This is a genomic window from Dyella sp. 2HG41-7 (assembly GCF_021390675.1).
In the GTDB taxonomy this organism is placed as follows: domain Bacteria; phylum Pseudomonadota; class Gammaproteobacteria; order Xanthomonadales; family Rhodanobacteraceae; genus Dyella_B.
On sequence record NZ_JAJEJV010000003.1, the window covers coordinates 306,765 to 328,726 of the forward strand.

18 protein-coding genes are annotated in these 21,962 nt (G+C 61.4%); 12 read left to right on the forward strand and 6 right to left on the reverse strand.

Annotation, left to right across the window (positions count from 1 at the left end):
- Positions 1–3: 3 nt before the first annotated feature.
- From L0U79_RS01335 to bioC, 6 genes are all read left to right on the forward strand, one after another.
- On the forward strand, positions 4–666 hold the full coding sequence (locus L0U79_RS01335; protein ID WP_233840082.1) for a transcriptional regulator: 663 nt from the start codon (positions 4–6) through the stop codon (positions 664–666).
- A 109-nt stretch (positions 667–775) separates the two neighbouring features.
- Complete coding sequence (bioB, locus tag L0U79_RS01340) at positions 776–1,819, forward strand: biotin synthase BioB (protein WP_233840083.1); 1,044 nt, start codon at positions 776–778, stop codon at positions 1,817–1,819.
- On the forward strand, positions 1,806–2,990 hold the full coding sequence (bioF, locus tag L0U79_RS01345; protein WP_233840084.1) for an 8-amino-7-oxononanoate synthase: 1,185 nt from the start codon (positions 1,806–1,808) through the stop codon (positions 2,988–2,990). Before bioB ends, bioF begins: the two co-directional genes overlap by 14 nt.
- A 27-nt stretch (positions 2,991–3,017) precedes the next feature.
- Complete coding sequence (locus L0U79_RS01350; protein WP_233840085.1) at positions 3,018–3,800, forward strand: sulfurtransferase; 783 nt, start codon at positions 3,018–3,020, stop codon at positions 3,798–3,800.
- Positions 3,797–4,570 (forward strand): pimeloyl-ACP methyl ester esterase BioH, encoded by a 774-nt coding sequence (bioH, locus tag L0U79_RS01355; protein ID WP_233840086.1) that lies wholly within the window; start codon positions 3,797–3,799, stop codon positions 4,568–4,570. Before L0U79_RS01350 ends, bioH begins: the two co-directional genes overlap by 4 nt.
- Entirely contained in the window at positions 4,567–5,448 is an 882-nt protein-coding gene (bioC, locus tag L0U79_RS01360; protein ID WP_233840087.1) for a malonyl-ACP O-methyltransferase BioC, read from the forward strand. The genes bioH and bioC overlap by 4 nt, the downstream gene beginning before the upstream one ends.
- Before the next feature lie 13 nt (positions 5,449–5,461).
- Here bioC and L0U79_RS01365 read toward each other — a convergent pair whose 3' ends face one another.
- From L0U79_RS01365 to L0U79_RS01380, 4 genes are all read right to left on the reverse strand, one after another.
- Positions 5,462–6,046, reverse strand: coding sequence for an LptA/OstA family protein (locus tag L0U79_RS01365; RefSeq protein ID WP_233840088.1), 585 nt, complete (start codon positions 6,044–6,046; stop codon positions 5,462–5,464).
- Positions 6,047–6,110: 64 nt separating this feature from the next.
- Positions 6,111–6,698 (reverse strand): DNA-3-methyladenine glycosylase I, encoded by a 588-nt coding sequence (locus L0U79_RS01370; protein ID WP_345778411.1) that lies wholly within the window; start codon positions 6,696–6,698, stop codon positions 6,111–6,113.
- 125 nt (positions 6,699–6,823) lie between these two features.
- On the reverse strand, positions 6,824–7,774 hold the full coding sequence (locus tag L0U79_RS01375) for a pyridoxal-phosphate dependent enzyme (RefSeq protein ID WP_233840089.1): 951 nt from the start codon (positions 7,772–7,774) through the stop codon (positions 6,824–6,826).
- Positions 7,771–8,778 carry an aldose epimerase gene (locus L0U79_RS01380; RefSeq protein ID WP_233840090.1) on the reverse strand — a complete coding sequence of 336 codons (1,008 nt, stop codon included), beginning with the start codon at positions 8,776–8,778 and terminating at the stop codon, positions 7,771–7,773. The genes L0U79_RS01375 and L0U79_RS01380 overlap by 4 nt, the downstream gene beginning before the upstream one ends.
- A gap of 68 nt (positions 8,779–8,846) precedes the next feature.
- Here L0U79_RS01380 and pepN point away from each other — a divergent pair, with 68 nt between their 5' ends.
- Positions 8,847–11,501, forward strand: coding sequence for an aminopeptidase N (gene pepN / locus L0U79_RS01385; RefSeq protein ID WP_233840091.1), 2,655 nt, complete (start codon positions 8,847–8,849; stop codon positions 11,499–11,501).
- A 96-nt stretch (positions 11,502–11,597) separates the two neighbouring features.
- Here pepN and L0U79_RS01390 read toward each other — a convergent pair whose 3' ends face one another.
- Complete coding sequence (locus L0U79_RS01390; protein WP_233840092.1) at positions 11,598–11,783, reverse strand: hypothetical protein; 186 nt, start codon at positions 11,781–11,783, stop codon at positions 11,598–11,600.
- Positions 11,784–12,334: 551 nt separating this feature from the next.
- Here L0U79_RS01390 and mnmG point away from each other — a divergent pair.
- From mnmG to L0U79_RS01410, 4 genes are all read left to right on the forward strand, one after another.
- Positions 12,335–14,212 carry a tRNA uridine-5-carboxymethylaminomethyl(34) synthesis enzyme MnmG gene (mnmG, locus tag L0U79_RS01395; RefSeq protein ID WP_233840093.1) on the forward strand — a complete coding sequence of 626 codons (1,878 nt, stop codon included), beginning with the start codon at positions 12,335–12,337 and terminating at the stop codon, positions 14,210–14,212.
- Between the two features lie 46 nt (positions 14,213–14,258).
- Positions 14,259–15,044 (forward strand): RDD family protein, encoded by a 786-nt coding sequence (locus L0U79_RS01400; RefSeq protein WP_233840094.1) that lies wholly within the window; start codon positions 14,259–14,261, stop codon positions 15,042–15,044.
- 163 nt (positions 15,045–15,207) lie between these two features.
- Positions 15,208–17,532 (forward strand): Tex family protein, encoded by a 2,325-nt coding sequence (locus tag L0U79_RS01405; RefSeq protein WP_233840095.1) that lies wholly within the window; start codon positions 15,208–15,210, stop codon positions 17,530–17,532.
- Positions 17,533–17,620: 88 nt separating this feature from the next.
- Positions 17,621–19,663, forward strand: coding sequence for an autotransporter domain-containing protein (locus tag L0U79_RS01410; RefSeq protein ID WP_233840096.1), 2,043 nt, complete (start codon positions 17,621–17,623; stop codon positions 19,661–19,663).
- 80 nt (positions 19,664–19,743) lie between these two features.
- Here the strand turns inward: L0U79_RS01410 and L0U79_RS01415 are convergent, their stop codons facing one another.
- Complete coding sequence (locus L0U79_RS01415) at positions 19,744–20,610, reverse strand: YbaY family lipoprotein (protein ID WP_233840097.1); 867 nt, start codon at positions 20,608–20,610, stop codon at positions 19,744–19,746.
- A 711-nt stretch (positions 20,611–21,321) separates the two neighbouring features.
- Here L0U79_RS01415 and L0U79_RS01420 point away from each other — a divergent pair.
- Entirely contained in the window at positions 21,322–21,903 is a 582-nt protein-coding gene (locus L0U79_RS01420; protein WP_233840098.1) for a helix-turn-helix transcriptional regulator, read from the forward strand.
- Positions 21,904–21,962: the final 59 nt, after the last annotated feature.

Here is a 21,962-nt window from a genome sequence, read left to right on the forward strand (position 1 = left end):
ACGATGACGGCGCTCAAGCAACTCGGCGCCACGCAGCAGCGCGTAATGCGGCAACTGCTGATGGGCAACGAGGGCGGCACGGTGGAATCGCTATGCGCGCAATTGCGCATCAGCCATAACGCCGTGCGCCAACACTTGAGCGCCCTGATCGCGCGCGATTACGTGGAACGCTCGCAATCGCGCCCCAGCGGCGGACGGCCGACGGCGTGCTACCGACTCACCGAGACGGGGCGCGCTTTGTTCCCCCGCAACTACGACACCATCGCGTCGGCATTGCTCGCGCAGTTGAGCGCACGATTCGGCGAGGCTGACATGGAGAACACCTTGCGCGATCTTGGCCGCGTGCTTGGCAGTCGCGAGGTGGCGCCGTCGTCGGACACGCCGCTTGAGGAAGTTGTCCAAGGTTTGGCGCAGAAGCTCGACGCGCTCGGCTATGAAGCGGTACCGGCGCGACATGGCGAGGAATGGCAGGTGGAAGCGTTCAATTGCGTCTTTCACGCCTTGGCGCGGGAACATCCGCAGGTATGCAAGTTCGACCTTGCCTATATGGAGGCGGCGAGCGGTCGACGTGTCCACCATATGGAGTGCATCGTGCGCGGCGGCCATGTGTGCCGGTTTCGGCTGGGCGCCTTGGTGGCGAACGAGAAGAACGACGGCAAACGTTGAAATTCAGGCGAAACGCCGTGTTGCCGCCCGTCAACCATTCGCAGAAGCATTGAGTTGACAACTTTTGGGGCGACTTCCACACTGTGCGTCTGTTTTCCGGAGTTTTCCCATGACCGCAGCCGCTCTTCGCCACGACTGGGCCCGCGACGAAATCGTCGCCCTGTTCCAACTCCCGTTCAACGAGCTGCTGCATCGCGCACATGGCGTGCATCGCGCGCATCACGATCCGAACGCGGTGCAGGTTTCAACGCTGCTGTCGATCAAGACCGGCGGATGTCCGGAAGATTGCGGTTATTGCCCGCAGGCGGCGCGCTATCACACAGGCGTGAAAGCGGAAAAACTGATGTCGGTAGATGCGGTCGTCGCGCGCGCACAAGCCGCCAAAAACGCCGGCGCCAGCCGCTTCTGCATGGGCGCCGCGTGGCGCAGCCCGAAGGATCGCGACGTGGCCCAGGTGGCCGAGATCGTTTCCGCGGTCAAATCGCTGGGCCTGGAAACCTGCGCAACCTTAGGAATGCTCACGGGCGAACAAGCGCAAACGCTCAAGCACGCGGGTCTGGACTACTACAACCACAATCTGGATACGGCGCCGGAGTTCTACGGCGAAATCATCCACACGCGCCAATATCAGGATCGCCTCGATACGCTTGAACACGTGCGCCAAGTCGGTTTGAAGACGTGCTGCGGCGGCATCGTCGGCATGGGCGAAACGCGCGATCAACGCGCCGGTCTGCTGCAAACGCTGGCGAATCTGCCCGAGCATCCGCAATCGGTTCCGATCAATCAGCTGGTGCAAGTGGAGGGCACGCCGCTGCACGGCACCGAAGCGCTGGACCCGTTCGAATTCGTGCGCACGATCGCCGTTGCGCGCATCTTGATGCCCGCATCGATGGTACGTCTCTCCGCCGGTCGTCAGCAGATGGACGATGCCGTGCAAGCGCTGTGCTTCTTCGCTGGCGCCAATTCGATTTTCTACGGCGAAAAACTGCTCACCACCGGCAATCCGGACGTCGAGCACGATCGCGCCCTGTTCCGCCGCCTCGATCTGCATGCGCTGGAAGTGACGGAAGAAGCCGACACGGTGCACGCAGACATTCTTGAGACGGAAACGACGGGTTGCGGCCAAGGTTGCGGCTGCAGTGCCGCGGCCTGATCTGATTGAGCGTTTGGCCGTCCAAACGGCCGAGCGCGCGCAAGCACAGCTGCAACGCAGACTGCGCACGATCGCCCGCACGGAAGGTCCATTTGTGGAAAGCAACGGGCGGCGCCTGCTTGCTTTCTGCACCAACGATTATCTCGGCCTCGCCCAAGATCCCCGTCTGATTGCAGCGTTGAAGCAAGCCGCCGATGAAAGCGGCGTCGGCAGCGGCTCCGCGCATCTGATTTGCGGTCATCGTCGCGAACATGCCGCACTCGAAGAAGCGTTGTCCGAATGGACCGGACGCGAGCGCGCGCTGCTGTTTTCCACGGGCTATATGGCCAATCTCGGCGTGATGCAGGCGTTGCTGCAGCGTGGGGAATTGTGCGTGCAGGACAAACTCAACCACGCCTGCCTGCTCGACGGCGCGCAACTTGCCGGCGCCGTGTTGAAGCGTTATCCGCACGCCGATGTCGATGCCGCCGCGCGGCAATTACGCAGCGATGCCGAAGGCTGCGCGCTGGTCGCCACCGATGGCGTATTCAGCATGGACGGCGATATCGCGCCACTGCCCGAACTCGCCGCGCTTTGTCGGCAAGAAAACGCCACTCTGATGGTGGACGATGCGCATGGCCTTGGCGTGCTGGGCGATCACGGCGCCGGCAGCGTGGCCGAGGCCGGTTTGAGCGAACGCGACGTGCCGGTTTTGATGGCGACGCTCGGCAAAGCGCTGGGATGCAGCGGCGCATTCGTCGCCGGCCCTGCCGCGCTGATCGACGGACTGATCCAATTCGCACGCACTTACATTTACACAACCGCCATGCCGCCGGCGCTCGCCGCGGCCACGCATTGCGCGGTGATGATCGCGCGCAATGAAAGTTGGCGGCGCGAAAAGTTGAATCGACTGATTCAACGCTTCCGACGCGGCGCAGAAGAGCTGGGCCTGCCGTTGATGCCTTCGCGCACGGCGATCCAGCCGCTTTTGCTCGGCGATGCGCAGCGAGGGCTGGACGCCGCCCGCGCCCTGGAAGACCAGGGCTTGCTGGTCGTCGCCATTCGCCCGCCTACGGTCCCACACGGCCAGGCGCGCCTGCGCATCACGTTGTCGGCGGCCCATGAGGAAGCCCATGTGGATCGCCTGCTGGAAGCCTTGGCAGCCCTGCGCCTGGAAAAGGCCCCGGTATAATGGCGGCTTGAGCTTTCCGTACTGCCTATGTCGACTCTAAATATCTCCGCCTATCGCTTCGTCAGCCTGGACGATCTGCCCACGCTGCGCGAACGCGTGCTCGAACGCTGCCACGCGCTGGCGTTGAAGGGCACGATTTTGTTGGCGCCTGAGGGCATCAATCTTTTTCTCGCCGGCTCGCGCGAAGCGATTGACAGTTTTCTCGATTGGCTGCGCATCGATTCGCGCTTTGCCGGTTTGCAGGCCAAAGAATCTCTGTCGGACGACGTGCCGTTCAAACGCATGCGCGTACGTCTCAAGAAAGAAATCATCACGCTGCGCAAACCCACCATTCGCCCGGAAGGCGGTCGCGCGCCCGCGGTGGATCCGGCCACGCTCAAGCGCTGGCTCGATCAAGGCCATGACGACGAAGGGCACGATGTCGTCTTGCTGGATACGCGCAACGCCTATGAAACCGACGTCGGCATGTTTCCGCAGGCGGTCGACTATCGCATCGCGAGCTTTACCGAATTGCCCGACGCGTTGGCGGCCGATCAAACGCGTTACGCCGGCAAAACCGTGGTTTCCTATTGCACCGGCGGCATTCGCTGCGAGAAAGCCGTGTTGCATATGCAAGACATCGGCATGCAACGCGTGTTTCAACTCGAAGGCGGCATTCTGAAATATTTCGAAGAAGTCGGCGGCGTACACTGGCAAGGCGACTGTTTCGTGTTCGACGAACGCGGCGCCGTCGACAAAGCCCTCGCGCCCTCTCTATCGGCTGACGAGCGCATCGACAACGAGCACCCTTCCGGAAGCGCCGCTGCATGAGTTTGTACATCGAAACGGCAGGCAGCGGGCCGATTCCGCTGGTGATGCTGCACGGTTGGGCCATGCACGGCGGCGTGTTCGCGCCGCTGGTCGAAACACTGAGCGACCAATGCACGATGTACCTGGTTGATCTGCCCGGACACGGTTTTTCGCGTGATTGCGGCCTACCGCTGGAACCGCATGCTTGCGCGCGCGCCATCGTCGAAGCGACGCCGCCCGCGTTCTGGCTTGGCTGGTCGCTCGGCGGATCGATCGCACTGACCGCAGCGCTGGATTTTCCGCGACACGTGCGCGGGCTCGCCATGCTCTGCGCAACGCCGCGTTTTGTGAGCGGTGCCGATTGGCCGCACGGACGCGACCCGTCGCTCGTGCAGCAGCTCGCCACCGACCTGGAAACGGATTACCACGCCACCATTGAACGCTTTCTTGCGTTGGAAGTGATGGGCAGCCCCGATCCACGCGGCGAATTGCGCAAGCTGCGCGGCGATGTGTTCTCGCGCGGCGAACCCGATCTGCGTGTGTTGCAGGAAGGCATTCGCGTACTCGATCAAACCGATCTGCGCGCGTACTTGCCGGGCTTGAAGCCCGGCAGCAGTTGGTGGAGCGCCGGCCGCCTGGATCGCCTGGTACATCCCGATGCGATGCAATGGTCCGCGCAGGCGAGCAAGGGCGAATTTCACGTTCTTGCGCGCGCCGGACACGCACCGTTTCTTAGCCATGCGCCGACCGTCGCGCAAACCTTGCTGCCATGGCTGGAGGCCGCCGCATGAGCGACTTCCAACTCGATGCACATCGTATCCGCGCGAATTTTAGCCACGCCGCCGAAAGCTACGAACAACACGACGCCTTGCAGCGCGAAGTGCAACAATTGCTGCTCGAACGCCTCGATTTCTATTTACAGCAACCCGAACGCGTCATCGACGTGGGTGCGGGCACGGGTCGCGGCAGCGCGTTGCTGAAGAAGCGCTACGCCAAGGCGCAAGTGATCGCCATCGACGCTGCGCTGCCGATGTTGCGCACCGCCAAATCGCACGCAAGCTGGCTCAAGCCTTTTGCTCGCGTATGCGGCGAAGCGACGGCGCTGCCATTGCCCGATCACAGCGTGGATATCTTGCATTCCAATCTGTGCTTCCAGTGGATCGACGATCTCTCCGCGTTGTTCGGCGAATGCGTGCGTGTGTTGAAGCCTGGCGGCATGTTGGTGTTTTCCACGTTTGGGCCCGACACCTTGCGCGAATTGCGCGCAGCGTGGGCATCGGTGGATCAGCATTCGCACGTTAGCCGCTTTCTGGATATGCACGATCTGGGCGATGCGATGATTAACGCCGGCTTGCGCGATCCGGTGCTGGATGTCGACCGCTTTACGCTTACTTACAGCGAGCCGAAAGCGCTGCTGCGTGAGCTGAAGGGATTGGGCGCCACACACGCCGATCGTGGCCGCGAACGCGGCCTTACCGGCAAACAGCATTTTCGCGACATGCTGGCCGCTTACGAAGCGATGCGCGTGAATGGCCGTATTCCGGCGACGTGGGAAGTGGTGACCGCGCACGCCTGGGGTCCGGCATCGGGTCAATCGCGCCGCGTCAAAGGCGGCGGCGAAATCGCGAGCATCTCGCTCGAATCATTGCGCGGTTCGCGACGACGCTGAACCGCGCGACGGCTTACTTTTGCGGCGTGGCCGCACTCGCTGTCGATGCGGGCGCCGAGGTTGCGGGCGCGGGCGCACCCTCCTGCTTTTGCTTGGGCAGATACGTCATGCTGATATTGCCCGTGCCGGTGAAGTAGGACGTGTTGGTGTTGTAGGTCAGCTTGTCGGCGTGCGCGTCGCCCATGCCTTGCTGGGTGACGACGGCATCCGGCTGCAGCACGGCGATGCCGTTGATGTTGTCGTAATCCAGCGTCGGCGCTTCGCCGGTCATCAGATGATTGTTGTCGTCCAGCTGCTCGATATGCGCCGGACTCCCTTTCATCACGATACGCGCGACCTGGCTGTCCTTATCGAGATAAAGCTGCGCGACGGCGCCCTTGGCTTTCATGGTGCCCTGAGTCACGACGACGTTGCCGGTAAGTGTGGTGATGGTATTGGGCGCATTGAAGCCATTGACCGACGCCTGCGACGTGTTCATGGGCTGGTTGCGGTCGCCGGTTTTGGCGTGGGCCGCCAGCGGCAGGAGCAGCAGCGCGGCGCACAGTCCGAGCAGAGGGCCGTTGCCGTAACGCGCGCGCGAATCGTGAACCGGCTTCATATACGGCATCTCCGTGGGCCCTGGATGGAAGCCATTCTAGCGTGACTGAGAGCTTGTCTCGTCATCACTTTTTGGCCGCGCACGCTTTATGCCGAAAGCACTCCACCAAGTGGTCGTTGACCATGCCGGTCGCCTGCATAAAGGCATAGCAAATGGTGCTGCCAACGAAGCGGAAACCGCGCTTTTTCAGCGTCTTGCTCATATGGTCGGAGATCGGCGTAGTGGCGGGCACGTCGCCCCGGGTGCGCCATTGGTTGCGGACGGGCTTGCCCTCGACGAAGGACCATAGGAAAGCGTCCAGACTGCCGAAATCGTCGATGGCTTCCAGCGCCGCGTTGGCGTTATCGCGCGCCGCCGTGACCTTCAATCGATTGCGGATAATGCCTGGATCGAGCAACAGCTTTTCCACTTCGCGGTCTTTCATGCCAGCGACGCGCGCGATATCGAATTGATGGAAAGCGCGACGGTAGTTGTCGCGTTTGTGCAACACGGTGCGCCACGATAGTCCCGCTTGCGCGCCTTCCAGGCATAGGAATTCGAACAATGCCTGATCGTCGTGCAGGGGCACGCCCCACTCGGTGTCGTGATAGTCCTGCATCAAGTCGCCGTCGGCTGCCCAGTGACAGCGTATGCGTGAGGTCGTCACGGATATCCCCTTTTGCACGACGGTATCGAAGACACGGAGGATACCGCCAGCGGTGCGCGAACGGTCAACTCACCGCGAAATTTCCGACGTGTCGACAACGCTTACAAAGCGTGAACTGTTAGGCGCTTTCACTACCAGGGCAACGCATCCACATCCACGTTGCCGCCGGTGAGCACCAATCCGATGCGGCGACCGGCAAACTGCTCGCGCTGCTTGAGCACGGCGGCAAGCACGGTCGCGCTCGAAACTTCCACCACGACTTTTAGCGTCTGCCACAGCAGCTTCATGGCGGCGATGGTTTCTTCGTCAGTCACCGTAATGACTTGAACGCGGTGCTCGCGCAACGCATCCAGATTCGTTACGCCAATCAAGGTACGCAAACCGTCGCACACCGTGTCGGGCGAAAAATGCTCGATACGTGCGCTTTGTGCGAGCGATTGCGCCGCATCCGACGCGCCTGAAGGCTCCGCGCCGATCATGACGATGGAGGGCAGCGCGCCGTGTGCGGCAATCGCACACCCTGCCATGAGACCGCCGCCGCCGATCGGCGTGACGATGCCGTCCAATTCGCCGCTTTGCTTGAGCAACTCGAGCACCGTCGTTCCCTGCCCCGCCATCACCCGCGTGTCGGCGTAGGGGTGTACCAAAATCGCGCCCGTCGCTCGTTGCACCTCGGCGGCCTTGGCTTCGCGCGCGGCGGTAGTGGGCGCGCATCGATGCAGAATCGCGCCAGCCCGCTCGATCGCTTCCAGCTTGGCGCGTACCGCACCCTCTGGAACCACCACATGCGCGGCAATACCGCGCGTCGCCGCCGCCATCGCTAGCGCATTGCCGTGATTGCCCGACGAATGCGTAACGACGCCGCAACGCGCTTCGTCATCCGTCAGCGACCACACGGCATTGCACGCGCCGCGAAATTTGAACGCGCCGCCGCGCTGCAGGTTTTCGCATTTGAAGTACAGCTGCGCGCCGACCATGTCATCCAGCGACGCATTCCGCAGCACGGGCGTCAGCGTCGCAAACGGCGCAATGCGCGCGGCGGCATCCTGAATCTGGCTGAGAGTTGGAAGCGCGTCGCTCATACGCCTTCGATCTCCACGCCGCAGCGGAATACGCGCTCGGCGCCCGGTTCCAAGCGGATCGTGTCGGCGCAATCGACTCGATTGAACGCATTGGATAGGCATTCCATCGGCTCCAACGCCACCGAGCGACGCACGTCGCGACCGATCGTATCGGCGGTAAACACCAACACGATGCCGCGCTCTTGCCACATAGCGAGATGCACGCCGGTCGCCGGATCGCGCAAATGCGTGCGTGCGCGACCGTCTTTGTCGAATATCAGCTGCGAGAACGCACAGTCGACATGCGTGGCACCGATGGGTTTCATGTTGCGGAAATCCAAGGATGGCGATGCTTCGTCGAGCGGTTGATACGCCTGCGCGTCGGGCAACGGAATATTGTCGGCGGTCGTGCGAATCAAGGTTTTGGCGGGCACTTGCAGTTCCCACGTATCGACGCTGGTGTCGCCCACGCGGAAATACGGATGCCATCCGAAGAAGCACGGCGCGATCGTATCGCCGACGTTGCGCATGCTCACATGCAGCGACAATCCGTGAGCATCCAGCACGTAGGTGACGGAAAGATCGATGGCGAACGGATATCCCGCGAAGGCGCCCGGTCTTATCACCGATGTGGCGAACGTCACCTGCGCACTTTGTGCATCAGCGCGCTGCGCAACGACATCGAAATCCACGCCACGCACAAATCCGTGACGCATGGCGCGCTGTGCGCCTTCAACACCGGGCTGCGTGTCGTACATGTGGCCGTCGAAGGTATATCGCGCGTCGTCGATGCGATTGGCAAACGGCGCCATGACCGCCGAGCGCGAGCTCGGGCGCGTATCCAGTTCGGCCGCATCGCGATAGCCGTCGACAAACTGTCGCGTCACGCCATCGATTAGCTGCTCCAGGGAAACCAAGGTCGCTCCTCGGCGAGCGACAAGCGCGCGGCGATTGCGCTGGGTATCGCGCAGAACCACCACCTCATGCGAACCCCACGGTGTTTTTTCGATGCTGAAGGCGGCCATCCGCTTGTCCTGGAACCCAAAGAGCCTCATGTTAGCCTGACTTGTCTTTTCCTTGCCGTGCGTGCCACATGACTCTCGTCCACGAACCCTCCGTCACCCCGATCCGTCTGCACGATTACCGACGACCCGCCTGGTCGGTGGACACCATCGAGATGGAAGTGGACCTGGGTATCGACACGACGGACGTATCGTCGCGCCTGACGCTTCGGCGCGATCCAGAGCAATCCGCGCCGCTGCGCCTCGATGGCGAAGGCCTGGAACTGCTGGCGATTTCGCTCGACGGGCAGCCGCTCGACACCCAACGCTATCGCTACGCGAACGGCGTGCTTGAGGTGGATGGCGTTCGCGACGGTAGCGTGCTGGCAACACGCGTGCGCATACAACCCGCCGCCAACACCACGTTGGAAGGCTTGTATCTATCCGGTCCGCGCGAAACCGGTTTTCTGTTGACGCAGTGTGAAGCGGAAGGTTTTCGCCACATCACGTTTTTCCCCGACCGTCCGGATGTGCTGACGCGCTTCACCGTGACGCTGCGCGCGGACAAGCAACGCTTTCCCGTACTGCTGGCCGGCGGCAATCCGGCCGGCGCGGGCGAGTTGGCGGACGGCCGTCATTGGGCGCGCTTTGTCGATCCGCATCCCAAGCCTTGCTATCTGTTCGCCTTGGTCGCGGGTCGCCTGGAAAACATTCAACGCGACTACGTCACGGCCGACGGCCGCACGGTGAAGCTGGTGATTTGGTCCGAAGCCAACGTTATCGATCACTGCCACTACGCGCTCGATGCGGTGGAGCGCTCGATGCGCTGGGACGAGCAGACATACGGGCGCCAGTACGATTTGGATGTGTTTCACGTCGTCGCCACGCACGATTTCAATATGGGCGCGATGGAAAACAAAGGCCTCAATATTTTCAATGCGAAATACCTGCTCGCCGATCCGGACAGCAGCACCGACGACGAATATCGCGCGGTCGAAGCGGTGGTCGCGCACGAGTATTTCCACAATTGGACAGGCAATCGCGTCACGTGCCGCGACTGGTTTCAGCTCTCTCTGAAAGAGGGCCTCACCGTGTTTCGCGAGCAGCAGTTTTCGGCGGATATGAATTCGCCTTCGCTCAAGCGCATTGAAGATGTCGCCCTGCTGCGTCGCGCGCAGTTTCCGGAAGATGCCGGCCCGCTCGCGCATCCCGTGCGTCCAGCGGAATATCGCGAGATCAATAATTTCTACACGGCCACGGTTTACGAAAAGGGTTCGGAGCTGGTGCGCATGGTGGCTGGCCGACTCGGACCGAATGGATTCCGACGCGGCATGGATCTGTATTTCCAGCGGCATGACGGACAGGCCGCGACGATTGAAGATTTTCTCGCGGCGCTCGGCGATGCAAATCGCATCGATTTGAAACCGTATCTCGCCTGGTACGCACAATCCGGCACGCCGCGTCTCCACGCCAAAGGCGAATACGATGCGTCGCGTCGCGAATACGCACTGACGCTTTCGCAACAAACGCGCCCGACACTTGGTCAGCCGGAAAAGGTACCGCTGCCGATTCCGGTGAAATTGTCGCTCTTCGATCAGAGCGGGCAGTTGCTGCCGCTCCATCTTGAGGGCGCCCAACGTGCGGACGGTACCGAACACGTGGTCGTGCTCGACAAGGCATCGCAGCGTTTCGTATTCAAAGATGTTGAGTCCGCGCCGGTACCTTCCCTGTTGCGCGGATTTTCCGCGCCAGTGGTGTTGGAATGCGATTATTCGCCTGCCGAATTAGCGCTGCTGCTCACACACGATCCGGATGGATTCAACCGCTGGGAAGCGGGCCAGCAATTGGCCATGCTGGCGTTCGATACGCTGCATAACGGCAACGACTCCACCGCGTGCCACGCGTGGTGCGACGCGCTGACGGCGTTATTCGACAATCCCGATATCGACGATGCGTTACTGGCGGATTTGCTGACGCCGCCCGGCGAAATCGAATTCGCCGATCGTCAAAGCGAAGTAGATCCGGCAAAAATTCACGCGCAACGCCAGACGTTACAGCAGCGACTCGCATCGCGCATCGGCGTGGATGCCTTGGTCGCGCGCTACCGCGCGCTGGCGGCCGACACCCCGCAACAAGAGCTGGACGCAACAAGTCAGGCGAAGCGGCGCCTCAAACGCCGCGTGCTGGAACTGCTTGCCTTAGTGAGCGTGGAGCAAGCGTTTGAGTTGGCGGCGAAGCAATACGACACCGCATCCACGATGACCGATCGTCTCGCCGCGCTCGGCGTGCTCGTGCGCGAACGCGCGCCGCAGGCGGTTGCCGCATTGGCGCATTTCCGCCAGCACTACGCCGACAATCCGCTGGCCTTGGACAAGTGGTTCACGGTGCAAGCGCAGGTGCCTGGCGATGCGGCCATCACGGTTGTCAGAAACTTGGAGAGCGATCCGGCGTTCACGCTGAAGAATCCCAATCGTGCGCGTTCGCTGCTCGGCGCATTCGCCAGCACCAATCCCAGCGGCTTTCATCGCGAAGATGGCGACGGATATCGCTTGCTTGCCGAACGTCTCGCGCAACTGGATGCGATCAATCCGCAAATCTCCGCGCGATTGGCGACGGCGTTCAATGGATGGCAACGGTTGGAGCCGGTACGTCGCGACGCTGCGCGACTTGCGCTTGAACACTTGGTGCAACGCGAAGGTTTGTCGCCCAATCTCAGCGAGATCGTGGGCAACGTATTGCAGCATTGAAGCGCAAGCTTATCCCGCGACGCGTTATTGCGAACCCCTAAGACACAACGGCGACCCGAAGGTCGCCGTTGCGGGGCGGTATTTTGAGTGTCCCGTTTAGGCGGGAAGATGATCCAGTTCGCTGAGCAAATGACTCATGCGCGTTTCGAGGCGCGGGCGAAGCTGTTGCTGCTGAGTCGGCTCGCGCTCGACGAGATGATCCATCGCCATTTCGAGGCGACCGATTTCCACCATCAGATCGTGCCGCAAGTACACCGGTGCGAATTCGTTGCTGCTGTCCATGACATATCCCCATCTATGGCTTGCAGTAATTGACGAGCAATAGCCGTGCCAGCACGTGATGTAGATCACATATGGACTTTGGACTACATCACCCTGTGACCTTTTCTGTCAGCAGTTGCCGTGAATCGACAAAAATTTGCATTTCAGTCACTCCATGTTCACGGATACAGGGCGATGATCACTCCACGCCACACGGGGGGTGCGGTCTTCATTGCCGTACTGCCTCTATGAGCGACCAGTTTCTGGCGCCCGGCAATACGGTCATCCTGGATTCCCCCTGTTCCTGAGACCGCCGGGCGCCAGATCTCTCTTTTGAGATCGCAGAAAAACCGACGGCGCCCCTAGGGGCGCCGTCCTGCTTCCGATCCCGGTACGCAATAGGACCCCTGTCGTCCCATCTCAGCGCGCTTGTGCGCAGCGTCTGCCCGTGAAAGTGCGGTGATAATGAAGCAGGAAGCGTGCCAGCTTCCCGCAAGCTCTGTTCGGTAATGCTCGAGAAAACCGGACGCATTACCATAAGCGGCTGTCCACCCTAGATTTGCCTGGGTCCCATGCTCCATCCGACTTCCTACGACGTCATCGTGATCGGCGGCGGCCACGCCGGCACCGAGGCCGCCCTCGCCTCGGCGCGTTGCGGCGCGCGCACGCTGCTGCTCAGCCATAACATCGAGACGATCGGCCAGATGAGCTGCAACCCGGCTATCGGCGGCATTGGCAAGGGTCACCTGGTGAAGGAAATCGACGCGCTGGGCGGCGCGATGGCCCAGGCGGCCGACCGCGCCGGTATCCAGTGGCGCACGCTGAATGCGTCTAAGGGGCCCGCCGTACGCGCGACCCGCTGCCAGGCGGATCGCGCCCTCTACAAGGCAGCCATTCGCCGGACCGTGGAAACCCAGCCGAACCTGGACCTGTTCCAGCAGGCGGTGGACGACCTGATCATCGAGGAGGGTCGCGTGGTCGGCGTGGTCACGCAAATGGGCTTGGCGTTCCGCGCCCGCTCGATCGTGCTGACCGCCGGCACCTTTCTGGCCGGCAAGATCCATATCGGCCCCGCCCAATACGCGGGCGGCCGCGCGGGCGATCCGCCCGCCAGCACGCTGGCGCAACGGCTGCGCGAACTCCCGGTGGCCGCCGACCGCCTCAAAACCGGTACGCCGCCGCGCATCGACCTGCGCAGCATCGATTTCAGCCATCTGGAAGAGCAACCCGGCGACGATCCGGCTCCGGTGTTTTCCTACCTCGGCTCGCGCGACGACCATCCGCGCCAGGTGAGCTGTTGGATCACGCACACCAGCGAGCGAGCGCACGAGATCATCCGCGGCGCGCTGGATCGCTCGCCGCTGTACACCGGCCAGATCGAAGGCGTGGGTCCGCGCTACTGCCCGTCCATCGAAGACAAGGTGGTGCGATTCGCGGAAAAGCTATCGCATCAGATTTTCATCGAACCGGAAGGCCTCGATAGTTTCGAGATCTATCCCAACGGCATTTCCACCTCGCTACCGTTCGATGTGCAGTTGGAACTGGTGCACTCGATCAAGGGCTTCGAGAACGCGCACATTACGCGACCCGGCTACGCGATCGAGTACGACTATTTCGATCCACGCGGTTTGCATCCGTGGCTGGAAACCAAAACGATTCCCGGACTGTATTTCGCAGGACAGATCAACGGCACCACCGGTTACGAAGAAGCGGCGGCGCAAGGCTTGATCGCGGGACTCAACGCGGCGCTCGCCGTGCAAGGCAGAGCGCCGTGGTATCCGCGGCGCGACGAAGCGTATATCGGCGTGTTGATCGACGACCTCACCAGCAACGGCACGATCGAGCCGTATCGCATGTTCACCTCGCGCGCCGAATATCGTCTGCATCTGCGCGAAGACAACGCGGATCTGCGACTCACCGAAACCGGTCATGCGTTGGGCGTCGTGCCGCAGATACGCTTCGACGCGCTACGCGCCAAGCGCGACGCGGTGGAGCGAGAGATTCAGCGCCTCGGTGCGTTGTGGGCCGCGCCGAGCAACGCGCTCGGCGCCGCGATTCAGCGCCAACTTGGCATTGCGGTAAGCCGCGAGACCAACGCGCTGGATCTGCTGCGTCGCCCCGAAGTCGGTTACGCCGCGTTGGCGCGCGTGCCCGAATTGGGGCCGGTGGTGGATCGCGAAGACGTCGCCGCGCAAGTCGAAGTACAAACCAAGTACGCCGGCTATCTGGAGCGCCAACGCGAAGAAATCGAACGCCAACGTCGGCATGAAAACACTAGCATTCCGACCAGCTTCGATTACGACAAAGTGCGTGGCCTGTCTGCCGAAGTGCTGTTGAAACTCAAGCGCAGCTTGCCCGCCACGATCGGACAAGCCGCGCGCATCAGCGGCGTCACACCTGCGGCGATTTCGTTGCTGCTGGTTCACCTGAAACGACGCGATGCAGCCTGACTAAGGACGCTACGCTCGGCCCAATCCCGCACAGGCGCATGGCATCATGCGCCTTATGTTTATCGAGGAACACGCGATGGAAGTCTGGATCGGTCGACAAGGCGAACGCCACGGCCCGTATCAGGAACAACAGATCAAAGACTGGCTGCGCAGCGGGCAATTGAGCACCGATGATCTCGGCTGGTACGACGGCCTGGCGGACTGGCAGCCCTTGTCGGTGCTGTTTCCCCAAGACAAACCGGCGCCGGCAGCCAGCCCCTATGGACCGCCACCGCTGCAACCGCGCGAACAAGTGACCCATGTCGACTACGCCGGTTTCTGGCAACGCTTCGGCGCATGGGTAATCGATTTGATCATCTTGATGATTCCTTCGATGATCGTGATGTACGCATTCGGTGGCTTCGAGGCGTACAAGCATTTGCTCGAGCGCGTGCAGGGCGGCGCCGATATGACCGCCGCGCTGCGCGACTACGCCACCGCGACCGAAGCGCCCAATGTCGCGTCGCTCGTCATCACCTATCTCTATTACACGTTTTTTGAAGCCTCCAGGTGGCAGGCCACGCCGGGCAAGCTGGCGCTGCGTTTGCGCGTCACCGATCTTCACGGCGCGCGCATCACGTTGATGCGCTCGGCGGCGCGCAACGTCGTGCGATTGACCGCGCAGATCTTCGGATTGATCCCCGTAATCTGCTACATCGCCATCGCGTGGACGCAACATAAGCAAGGCTTGCACGACCTGTGGGCCGGCACGTTTGTGATCAACGGCGCCGCGAAAGAGCAGCCACCGCAACGACAGCCGCCAGGCGATCATCGCGGCAGCTTCAACGCTTAAAGAAAAGCGCCGGTCATCCGGCGCTTTTTTTGTTTTGCCCGATCGCTGGCACGCATGCGCATGCATGACAAGACTGCCCGCTGCGGCAGGCCTTGCTATGATTCCCAATTCGATTCAGATCAACGGCCTTTCGCGGCCGGAATATTGAGGAATTAGTCAGTCCATGCTCAGCATCGAACAACGCATCGCCCAGGACATCGCCGCCAAAGCCGAACAGGTACGCGCGGCCGTGGAATTGCTGGATGGCGGCGCCACCGTGCCGTTTATCGCGCGCTACCGCAAGGAGGTCACCGGCGGCCTCGATGACACGCAATTGCGCACGCTCGAAGAACGCCTGCGCTATCTGCGCGAACTGGAAGAGCGCCGCGCGGCGATCCTGTCGAGCATCGATGAACAAGGCAAGCTGACCGATGCGCTGAAGCAAGACATCCTCGACGCCGACACGAAGGCCCGCCTGGAAGATCTTTACCTGCCCTATAAGCCGAAGCGCCGCACCAAGGCGCAGATTGCGCGCGAAGCAGGGCTGGAACCGTTGGCGACAGGTTTGCGCGAAGATCCCACGCAGTCGCCGGATACTTTCGCCGCTTCGTTTGTCGATGCAGAAAAAGGCGTGCCCGATGTTCGCGCCGCGCTCGACGGCGCACGCGCGATCCTGATGGAAGTGATCGCCGAAGACGCCCAACTGGTGGGCGAACTGCGCGATTGGCTGTGGGATAAGGGCCAGATTCGCGCCAAGGTCGTCGAAGGCAAAGAGAGCGAAGGCGCGAAGTTCCGCGATTATTTCGATCATATGGAAGCCATCGGCAAAATTCCTTCGCATCGCTTGCTTGCATTGATGCGCGCGCGAAATGAAGGCGTGCTCGAATTGGAGTTGGCGCCCGCCGCTGAAGCCGAGCAAGGACATATCGAAGGCGAAGGCCGTGTCGCCGTGCACGCCGGCATCGTCGATCGCGGACGTGCGGCGGATGCATGGTTGCGCGAAACCGTGCGCATGACATGGCGCGTGAAATTGCATCTGCATCTCACGCTGGATTTATTCGGCCGCGTGCGCGACACCGCGGAAGACGAAGCCATCCGCGTGTTCGGCGACAATCTCAAGGATCTTTTGCTTGCCGCGCCCGCGGGCGCGAAAACGGTGATGGGCCTGGACCCGGGCATTCGCACGGGCGTGAAGGTGGCGATCGTGGACGCCACCGGCAAAGTGCTCGCGACCGATACGGTGTATCCGCACGAACCGCGCAATCAATGGGATCAGTCGCTTGCGCGGCTTGCGGTGTTGAGCAAATTGCACGGCGTCAACCTGATCGCCATTGGCAACGGCACCGCATCGCGCGAAACCGACAAGCTGGCCGGTGAACTGATTAAAAAGCACGCGGATTTGAAGCTTTCCAAGATCGTGGTGAGCGAAGCAGGCGCATCGGTGTATTCGGCCTCGGAAACCGCGGCAAAGGAATTTCCCGATCTCGACGTGAGCCTGCGCGGCGCGGTTTCGATTGCGCGCCGCTTGCAAGATCCGCTCGCGGAGTTGGTGAAAATCGAACCCAAAGCCATCGGTGTCGGCCAATATCAGCACGATGTGAATCAGGTGAAGTTGGCGCGCGCGTTGGATGCGAAAGTAGAAGACTGCGTGAATGCCGTCGGCGTCGATGTGAACACCGCTTCTGCTGCACTGCTATCGCGCGTCGCGGGTCTCACGCCGAGTGTCGCCGAGAATGTGGTGAAGCATCGCGACGCCAACGGTCCGTTCGCCAATCGCAAAGCGCTGTTGAAAGTGCCGCGACTGGGCGATAAGGCGTTCGAACAATGCGCGGGCTTTTTGCGCGTACCGCACGGCGACAATCCGCTCGATGCGAGCGCCGTACATCCGGAAGCGTATCCGGTGGTGGAACGCATCATTGCGCAATGCGGACGCGAAGTGAAAAGCGTCGTCGGCGATATCACGTTTCTACGTGCGTTGAAGCCCGAGCAATACACCGATGAACGTTTCGGTGTGCCGACCGTGCGCGACATTCTCAAGGAACTGGAAAAACCCGGCCGCGATCCGCGCCCGGAATTCGTGGCGCCGAGTTTTGCCGAAGGCGTGGAAGATCTGAAAGATCTCAAGCCGGGCATGATTCTCGAAGGCCGCGTGACTAACGTCGCCGCATTCGGCGCGTTCGTGGATATCGGCGTGCATCAGGATGGTCTGGTGCACGTGTCGGCGCTCTCGCACACCTTCGTCAAAGATCCGCGCGATGCCGTGAAGGCGGGCGATATCGTGAAGGTGAAAGTGATGGAGGTGGATATACCGCGTCAACGCATCGGTCTGTCGATGCGCCTGGACGATGAGCCCGGACAAGCTCGCAGCGGCCGTCCGGCCGGTGCCAGCGACAACCGCGGACCGCGCGACAATCGAGGCCCACGCCCAGGCGCCTCCTCGCCGAAGCCGGCCGCCGCTCCGGCCAACAGCGCCTTTGCGGACGCTTTTTCGAAAGCCCTAAAACGTTAAGCGCGCCACATACGGCGGCGCAGCATGCGCTACCGTATGGCATGCATTACCGTAACGCCTCTATAACAAACAACGCAGGAGCACCCACATGTTCCAACCTCGCAAGATCGCCGGCGCCGTGGCGCTGGCCCTCGGCATGGTCGGCGCCGCGCACGCTACAGGGAACCCGAATCCGACGTTCAACAGCGTTATCGTCTTTGGCGATAGCTTGAGCGACGCGGGCAATATCTCGTTGGCGACGAATCCCGCCATCCAGCCTCCGCTCGAATTCACCACCAACCCGGGTGCGGTCGTGGTGCAGAACGTAGCGGCCGCGCTCGGTCATCCGGTTTCGGCGTCGCTGGCAGGCGGTACCGATTTCGCGTGGGGTGGCGCAGGCATCAACAACAATTCGCCCGGTACACCTGCGGCGGTGCCGACGATTACGACTCAGGTGAATGCTTATCTGGCGAGCGGCAGCGTCAATAGCCACGCGCTGTACACCATGTGGGGCGGCGCCAACGACATCTTCAACGCAGCGACATCCGTTGGAGCCGCTGCAGCAGCGCAACAGCTGATTGCACAAACCATCGCACAGCAAACGCAGCTCGCCATCGCGAACAACGTGATTCCGAACAACCCGGTCGCGATTGCCGCCTTCCAGGCACAGATCACGCCCACGGTTACGGCGCAGGTTACCGCCGGCGTGGAAGCGCAAGCAGGCGTTACATCGCTGCAAAGCCCCGCGCAGGCTCAGGCGACGATCGTCGCGGCCGCGCAGCAGGAAGTGAAGTTGTTGGGCCAACTCCAGGCCGCTGGCGCCAAGAACATTCTGGTGTTCAATCTGCCCAATATCGGCTTGACGCCCGATGCGCTCGAACAAGGCGCCTCGGCTGCTTCGTCCTTGACCGCGCTTAGCGTGATTTACAACGGTCAGCTCAATTCGGGTATTTCACAGCTCGGCAAGGGCATCATTCCGGTCAACACGTACGCGCTGCTCAACCAGGTGATCGCCAATCCGGCCGCCTATGGATTCGCAAATGTCACCACGCCTGCGTGTGGCGTTGGCTCCAGTTCCGTGGCGTGCGGTCCGCAAGGCTCGGGCCTGCCCTACACCTACGCGCCGGGCACTAACCAAAGTTATCTGTTTGCGGACGGCGTGCATCCGACGACTGCAGCCGACGTGATGTTGTCTCAAGTGGTGCTGTCCGAACTCGCTGCGCCTCAGCAGATTTCGTTGCTGCAGGAAGCGCCGCTCGCTGCTGTCACTACCCAAACCTCCGTCGCGCGCGATCAGATGATGCTGGATAACTTCGGCAGCGGCACGCGCGCATTCGCGAGCGTCAGCTATGCGAACCAGCAATTCGATCAGAAGGCCGGCGCACCGAAAACCACCAGCAACAATGTCGACCTGACGGTCGGCGCCGACATTCGCGCAAGCGACAGCATTTCGATGGGCGCGTCGTTGGGCGTCGGCGAGCACTATGCCGACGTCAGCGGCGGTGGCGGCTACGATCTTCAGGCGCTGACCGGCCTGGGTTATCTCACCTGGCATTCGGGTGGCGCGTATGTCGGCGCATACGGCGACTTCGGCCAGGCCAGCTTCACCGACGTCAATCGTGTCTTTATGGTTGGCGACAACCGCACGCACGAGAGCGGCAAGACGGATGGCTCGTATCTTGGCATGGGCCTGCACGGCGGCTACTGGTTCGACCTGGGCAGCCTGAAGACCGGACCGTTCGCCAACTTCGAATACCAGAACATCAAGGTCAATGGCTACAACGAAAGCGGCGACGACGCTACCGCGATGTGGTTCGGTCGTCAGCAGCGCGATGCGGTCATCAGCACGCTGGGCTGGCGACTGCAGGGTCACTGGCAATACGACTCGATGGATCTCGCACCCTATGTCGAACTCGGCTGGAACCACGACAGCCGCGCAAACACTGACATGGTTACCGCGGGTTTGAACAGCATGAACGGCAGCTTCGAGATGGCCGGTTTCACGCCGGACAAGAATTGGGGCACGGCCAATGTCGGCGTGACGGCGCAGATCACGCCGAACCTCACCGGCTGGATTGCGTATAACGGCCATTTTGCCGACAGCAGTCAGCGCATCAACGGCGTCAACTTGGGCGTGAAGTTCGGCTTCTAAGCCGAACTTTCGCCGGCAACAAAAAAGCCGTCCCAGTGGGACGGCTTTTTTTATGCGCTCACGCTAGGTGACGGTAAGGCTTATTTGCCTTTGCCGCCCGTGGCCATATTGAGAATGTCCTTGGCCTGCTGCTGCAAGTTCGACGCATCGTTGTCGTCGAGCGGCGAGCTGTTGCCACCGGCTTCATGCGTCTTGAGCACCAGCGAACCGTCGTCGCCCCAACCGGCGGTATCCACCGAGGAGGGCTTGGCGCCCTGGCTGGATTTCTTCTGCTGCTGTACGACCCACGGCTTGCCGTCCTGGTAGGCGTAGTCGGTGCTGGTGAAGCCCTTGTCGCCGTAGTCGACCAGTTCACGAATGAACTTCACTTGGCCGCCGTCACGGAACACCTGCCAGGCGCGCGAAGCGTTCGGCTCCAACTTGGTGCCGGCCGTGCGCTTCATGCCGCCGATCTGCTTCTGCACGCCCTGGAAGGCGTTCAGCATCTTTTCGCCAGGGGTCTGCTCGGGAGCCAACTCGACCGCCACGTTCGTGGTCGGGTTGCCCTTGGTGAGCACCGGCGCCTGCAGCGGCATGTTGTAGTGGCGATCGCCGTCGACCAAGGTCGCCTGGACGATATAGAGGTCGTTGCTCGCAACGTTGGCCGGGTTGAAGTCCAGCTCGAACGTCATCGGGAACGTGGTGGCCGGAGCGACCGTCTTGGTGGCGAGCGGAGCGGAGCCCTGCGCGGTCACGTCGATGACGCTGATATCGAGCTTGTCCTGCGCCGACGGCGTGATGCCGCCGCGGAGCGTGACGGTGCCCGTAATGCTGTTCGCGGGGCCCGCCGGCGCAGCAGCAGGTTGCGAACCGTCCGCGCCGGTCGACGACGACGGATTCGAAGAATTATTGCAGCCGGCTAATGCAACCGCTGCCACTGTCATCAGCGACCAAACAACGCTGCGCATGGAATTGAAACCTCGGATTGAATCTAAATCGGACGTGATGTCGGCGAAACGCTACGCGTCGCAAACACCCGCGTGGGGGAGTTCCAGAGAATAGCCCAAACTTCCTACATGGAAAAGTCAACGGGGCGTGAAATCCATTCGCTACCGTATGTTTTGATTTACGATGTCGGGTTCACCTGTTCGGGTCTAAGTCTTTCCAGGCAGGCTTTGCAGCCATTTTCAGGCTCTTTCCTAAGCAATCGGTCCTTGCGCTTCGCCGGAAGGACTACATAAACGTTCGTAAGTAATGCCGAGGTATACGTAAAAAAGTGGCAACGCCCAAGTCGCGCCACAGGGCCGACGAACGCTCGAAAACGCTGCCCGTCAACGGACGCCACCAAGGTGCTTCGCGACCATTTATGTAGTTGCCGATCATGCGGTTGAACCACTTCAGCCACATCGAAAGCTGACGCGTAGCTGTCGCTCGACAAACGGCCATGAGCCCTACAATTGCATCGCAGTTTCTTGCCAACTCGCGTGTCAACCACGAACAAACTCACGCGTTTTCTCTCGCAAGGACTACATGAAAGCTGTCCTATTTCTTAAGCAAAAATCACATCGATACATTAGAAAATTGCGAATGTTAGTGGTGCCGGGACGCACGCTAACCATAAGAACAAACGGTCCGGTAGAAACTTACCGGCGGACGCCTGAAAACTGCGGAATTTTGCGATGAATCTGCAAACTTATACGACTCCCGACATTCCCACGACCACTTTTGCAGATCGCATAAAAGTGCTGATCCAGCGCGTCGGCAGCGTGACGGAAATCGCACGCATGTGCGGCTTTTCGGAAGGCGTGGTCCGCAGTTGGCGGGACGGAAATACCGATCCATCGCGCGCACGCTGCGTCACCCTCGCTCGCACGATGGGCATTTCTCTCGTATGGCTGGTTGCAGGCGAAGGCTCGATGCTCGACACCAGCGCGGTGATTCCCGACGACTTCAACGTCAGCCGCAGCTCCGAAACCGCCGCACCACAACGACACCGCTCCAAACTGCGCGCGACCACGGACGACTTGGAAGCCAACGGCATGGACGTGCAGCGCTTGAACACCGCGCTGCGCATTCTGCAATCGGAACTGGATTTAGCCGATAGCCGTCTGACCGTGGCCGAGAACTCCGACATGCTCGCCGAGCTTTACGACATCCTCGGTCCCGGCGGCAACGATGTGGATGCGGGTGCGATGGTCGCATTCAATCACCGTCTTGCCGATCGGTTGAAAGGTCGTCCCACAGCACGTTTGACGTCCTGATCTTCCCGCTCGGGAAAAACAAAAAAGGCAGCTCGATGGCTGCCTTTTTTGCTTTCAAG

What these genes read in the sequence shown, in the direction of transcription:
- L0U79_RS01350 (WP_233840085.1), top strand. Translation starts at nt 3,018, where the DNA reads ATGTCGACTCTAAATATCTCCGCCTATCGCTTCGTCAGCCTGGACGAT.
- bioH (WP_233840086.1), top strand. Translation starts at nt 3,797, where the DNA reads ATGAGTTTGTACATCGAAACGGCAGGCAGCGGGCCGATTCCGCTGGTG.
- pepN (WP_233840091.1), top strand. Translation starts at nt 8,847, where the DNA reads ATGACTCTCGTCCACGAACCCTCCGTCACCCCGATCCGTCTGCACGAT.
- bioB (WP_233840083.1), top strand. Translation starts at nt 776, where the DNA reads ATGACCGCAGCCGCTCTTCGCCACGACTGGGCCCGCGACGAAATCGTC.
- L0U79_RS01405 (WP_233840095.1), top strand. Translation starts at nt 15,208, where the DNA reads ATGCTCAGCATCGAACAACGCATCGCCCAGGACATCGCCGCCAAAGCC.
- L0U79_RS01335 (WP_233840082.1), top strand. Translation starts at nt 4, where the DNA reads ATGACGGCGCTCAAGCAACTCGGCGCCACGCAGCAGCGCGTAATGCGG.
- L0U79_RS01410 (WP_233840096.1), top strand. Translation starts at nt 17,621, where the DNA reads ATGTTCCAACCTCGCAAGATCGCCGGCGCCGTGGCGCTGGCCCTCGGC.
- L0U79_RS01375 (WP_233840089.1), bottom strand. Translation starts at nt 7,774, where the DNA reads ATGAGCGACGCGCTTCCAACTCTCAGCCAGATTCAGGATGCCGCCGCG.
- L0U79_RS01365 (WP_233840088.1), bottom strand. Translation starts at nt 6,046, where the DNA reads ATGAAGCCGGTTCACGATTCGCGCGCGCGTTACGGCAACGGCCCTCTG.
- bioC (WP_233840087.1), top strand. Translation starts at nt 4,567, where the DNA reads ATGAGCGACTTCCAACTCGATGCACATCGTATCCGCGCGAATTTTAGC.
- L0U79_RS01415 (WP_233840097.1), bottom strand. Translation starts at nt 20,610, where the DNA reads ATGCGCAGCGTTGTTTGGTCGCTGATGACAGTGGCAGCGGTTGCATTA.
- L0U79_RS01420 (WP_233840098.1), top strand. Translation starts at nt 21,322, where the DNA reads ATGAATCTGCAAACTTATACGACTCCCGACATTCCCACGACCACTTTT.
- mnmG (WP_233840093.1), top strand. Translation starts at nt 12,335, where the DNA reads ATGCTCCATCCGACTTCCTACGACGTCATCGTGATCGGCGGCGGCCAC.
- L0U79_RS01400 (WP_233840094.1), top strand. Translation starts at nt 14,259, where the DNA reads ATGCGCCTTATGTTTATCGAGGAACACGCGATGGAAGTCTGGATCGGT.
- L0U79_RS01390 (WP_233840092.1), bottom strand. Translation starts at nt 11,783, where the DNA reads ATGGACAGCAGCAACGAATTCGCACCGGTGTACTTGCGGCACGATCTG.
- L0U79_RS01380 (WP_233840090.1), bottom strand. Translation starts at nt 8,778, where the DNA reads ATGGCCGCCTTCAGCATCGAAAAAACACCGTGGGGTTCGCATGAGGTG.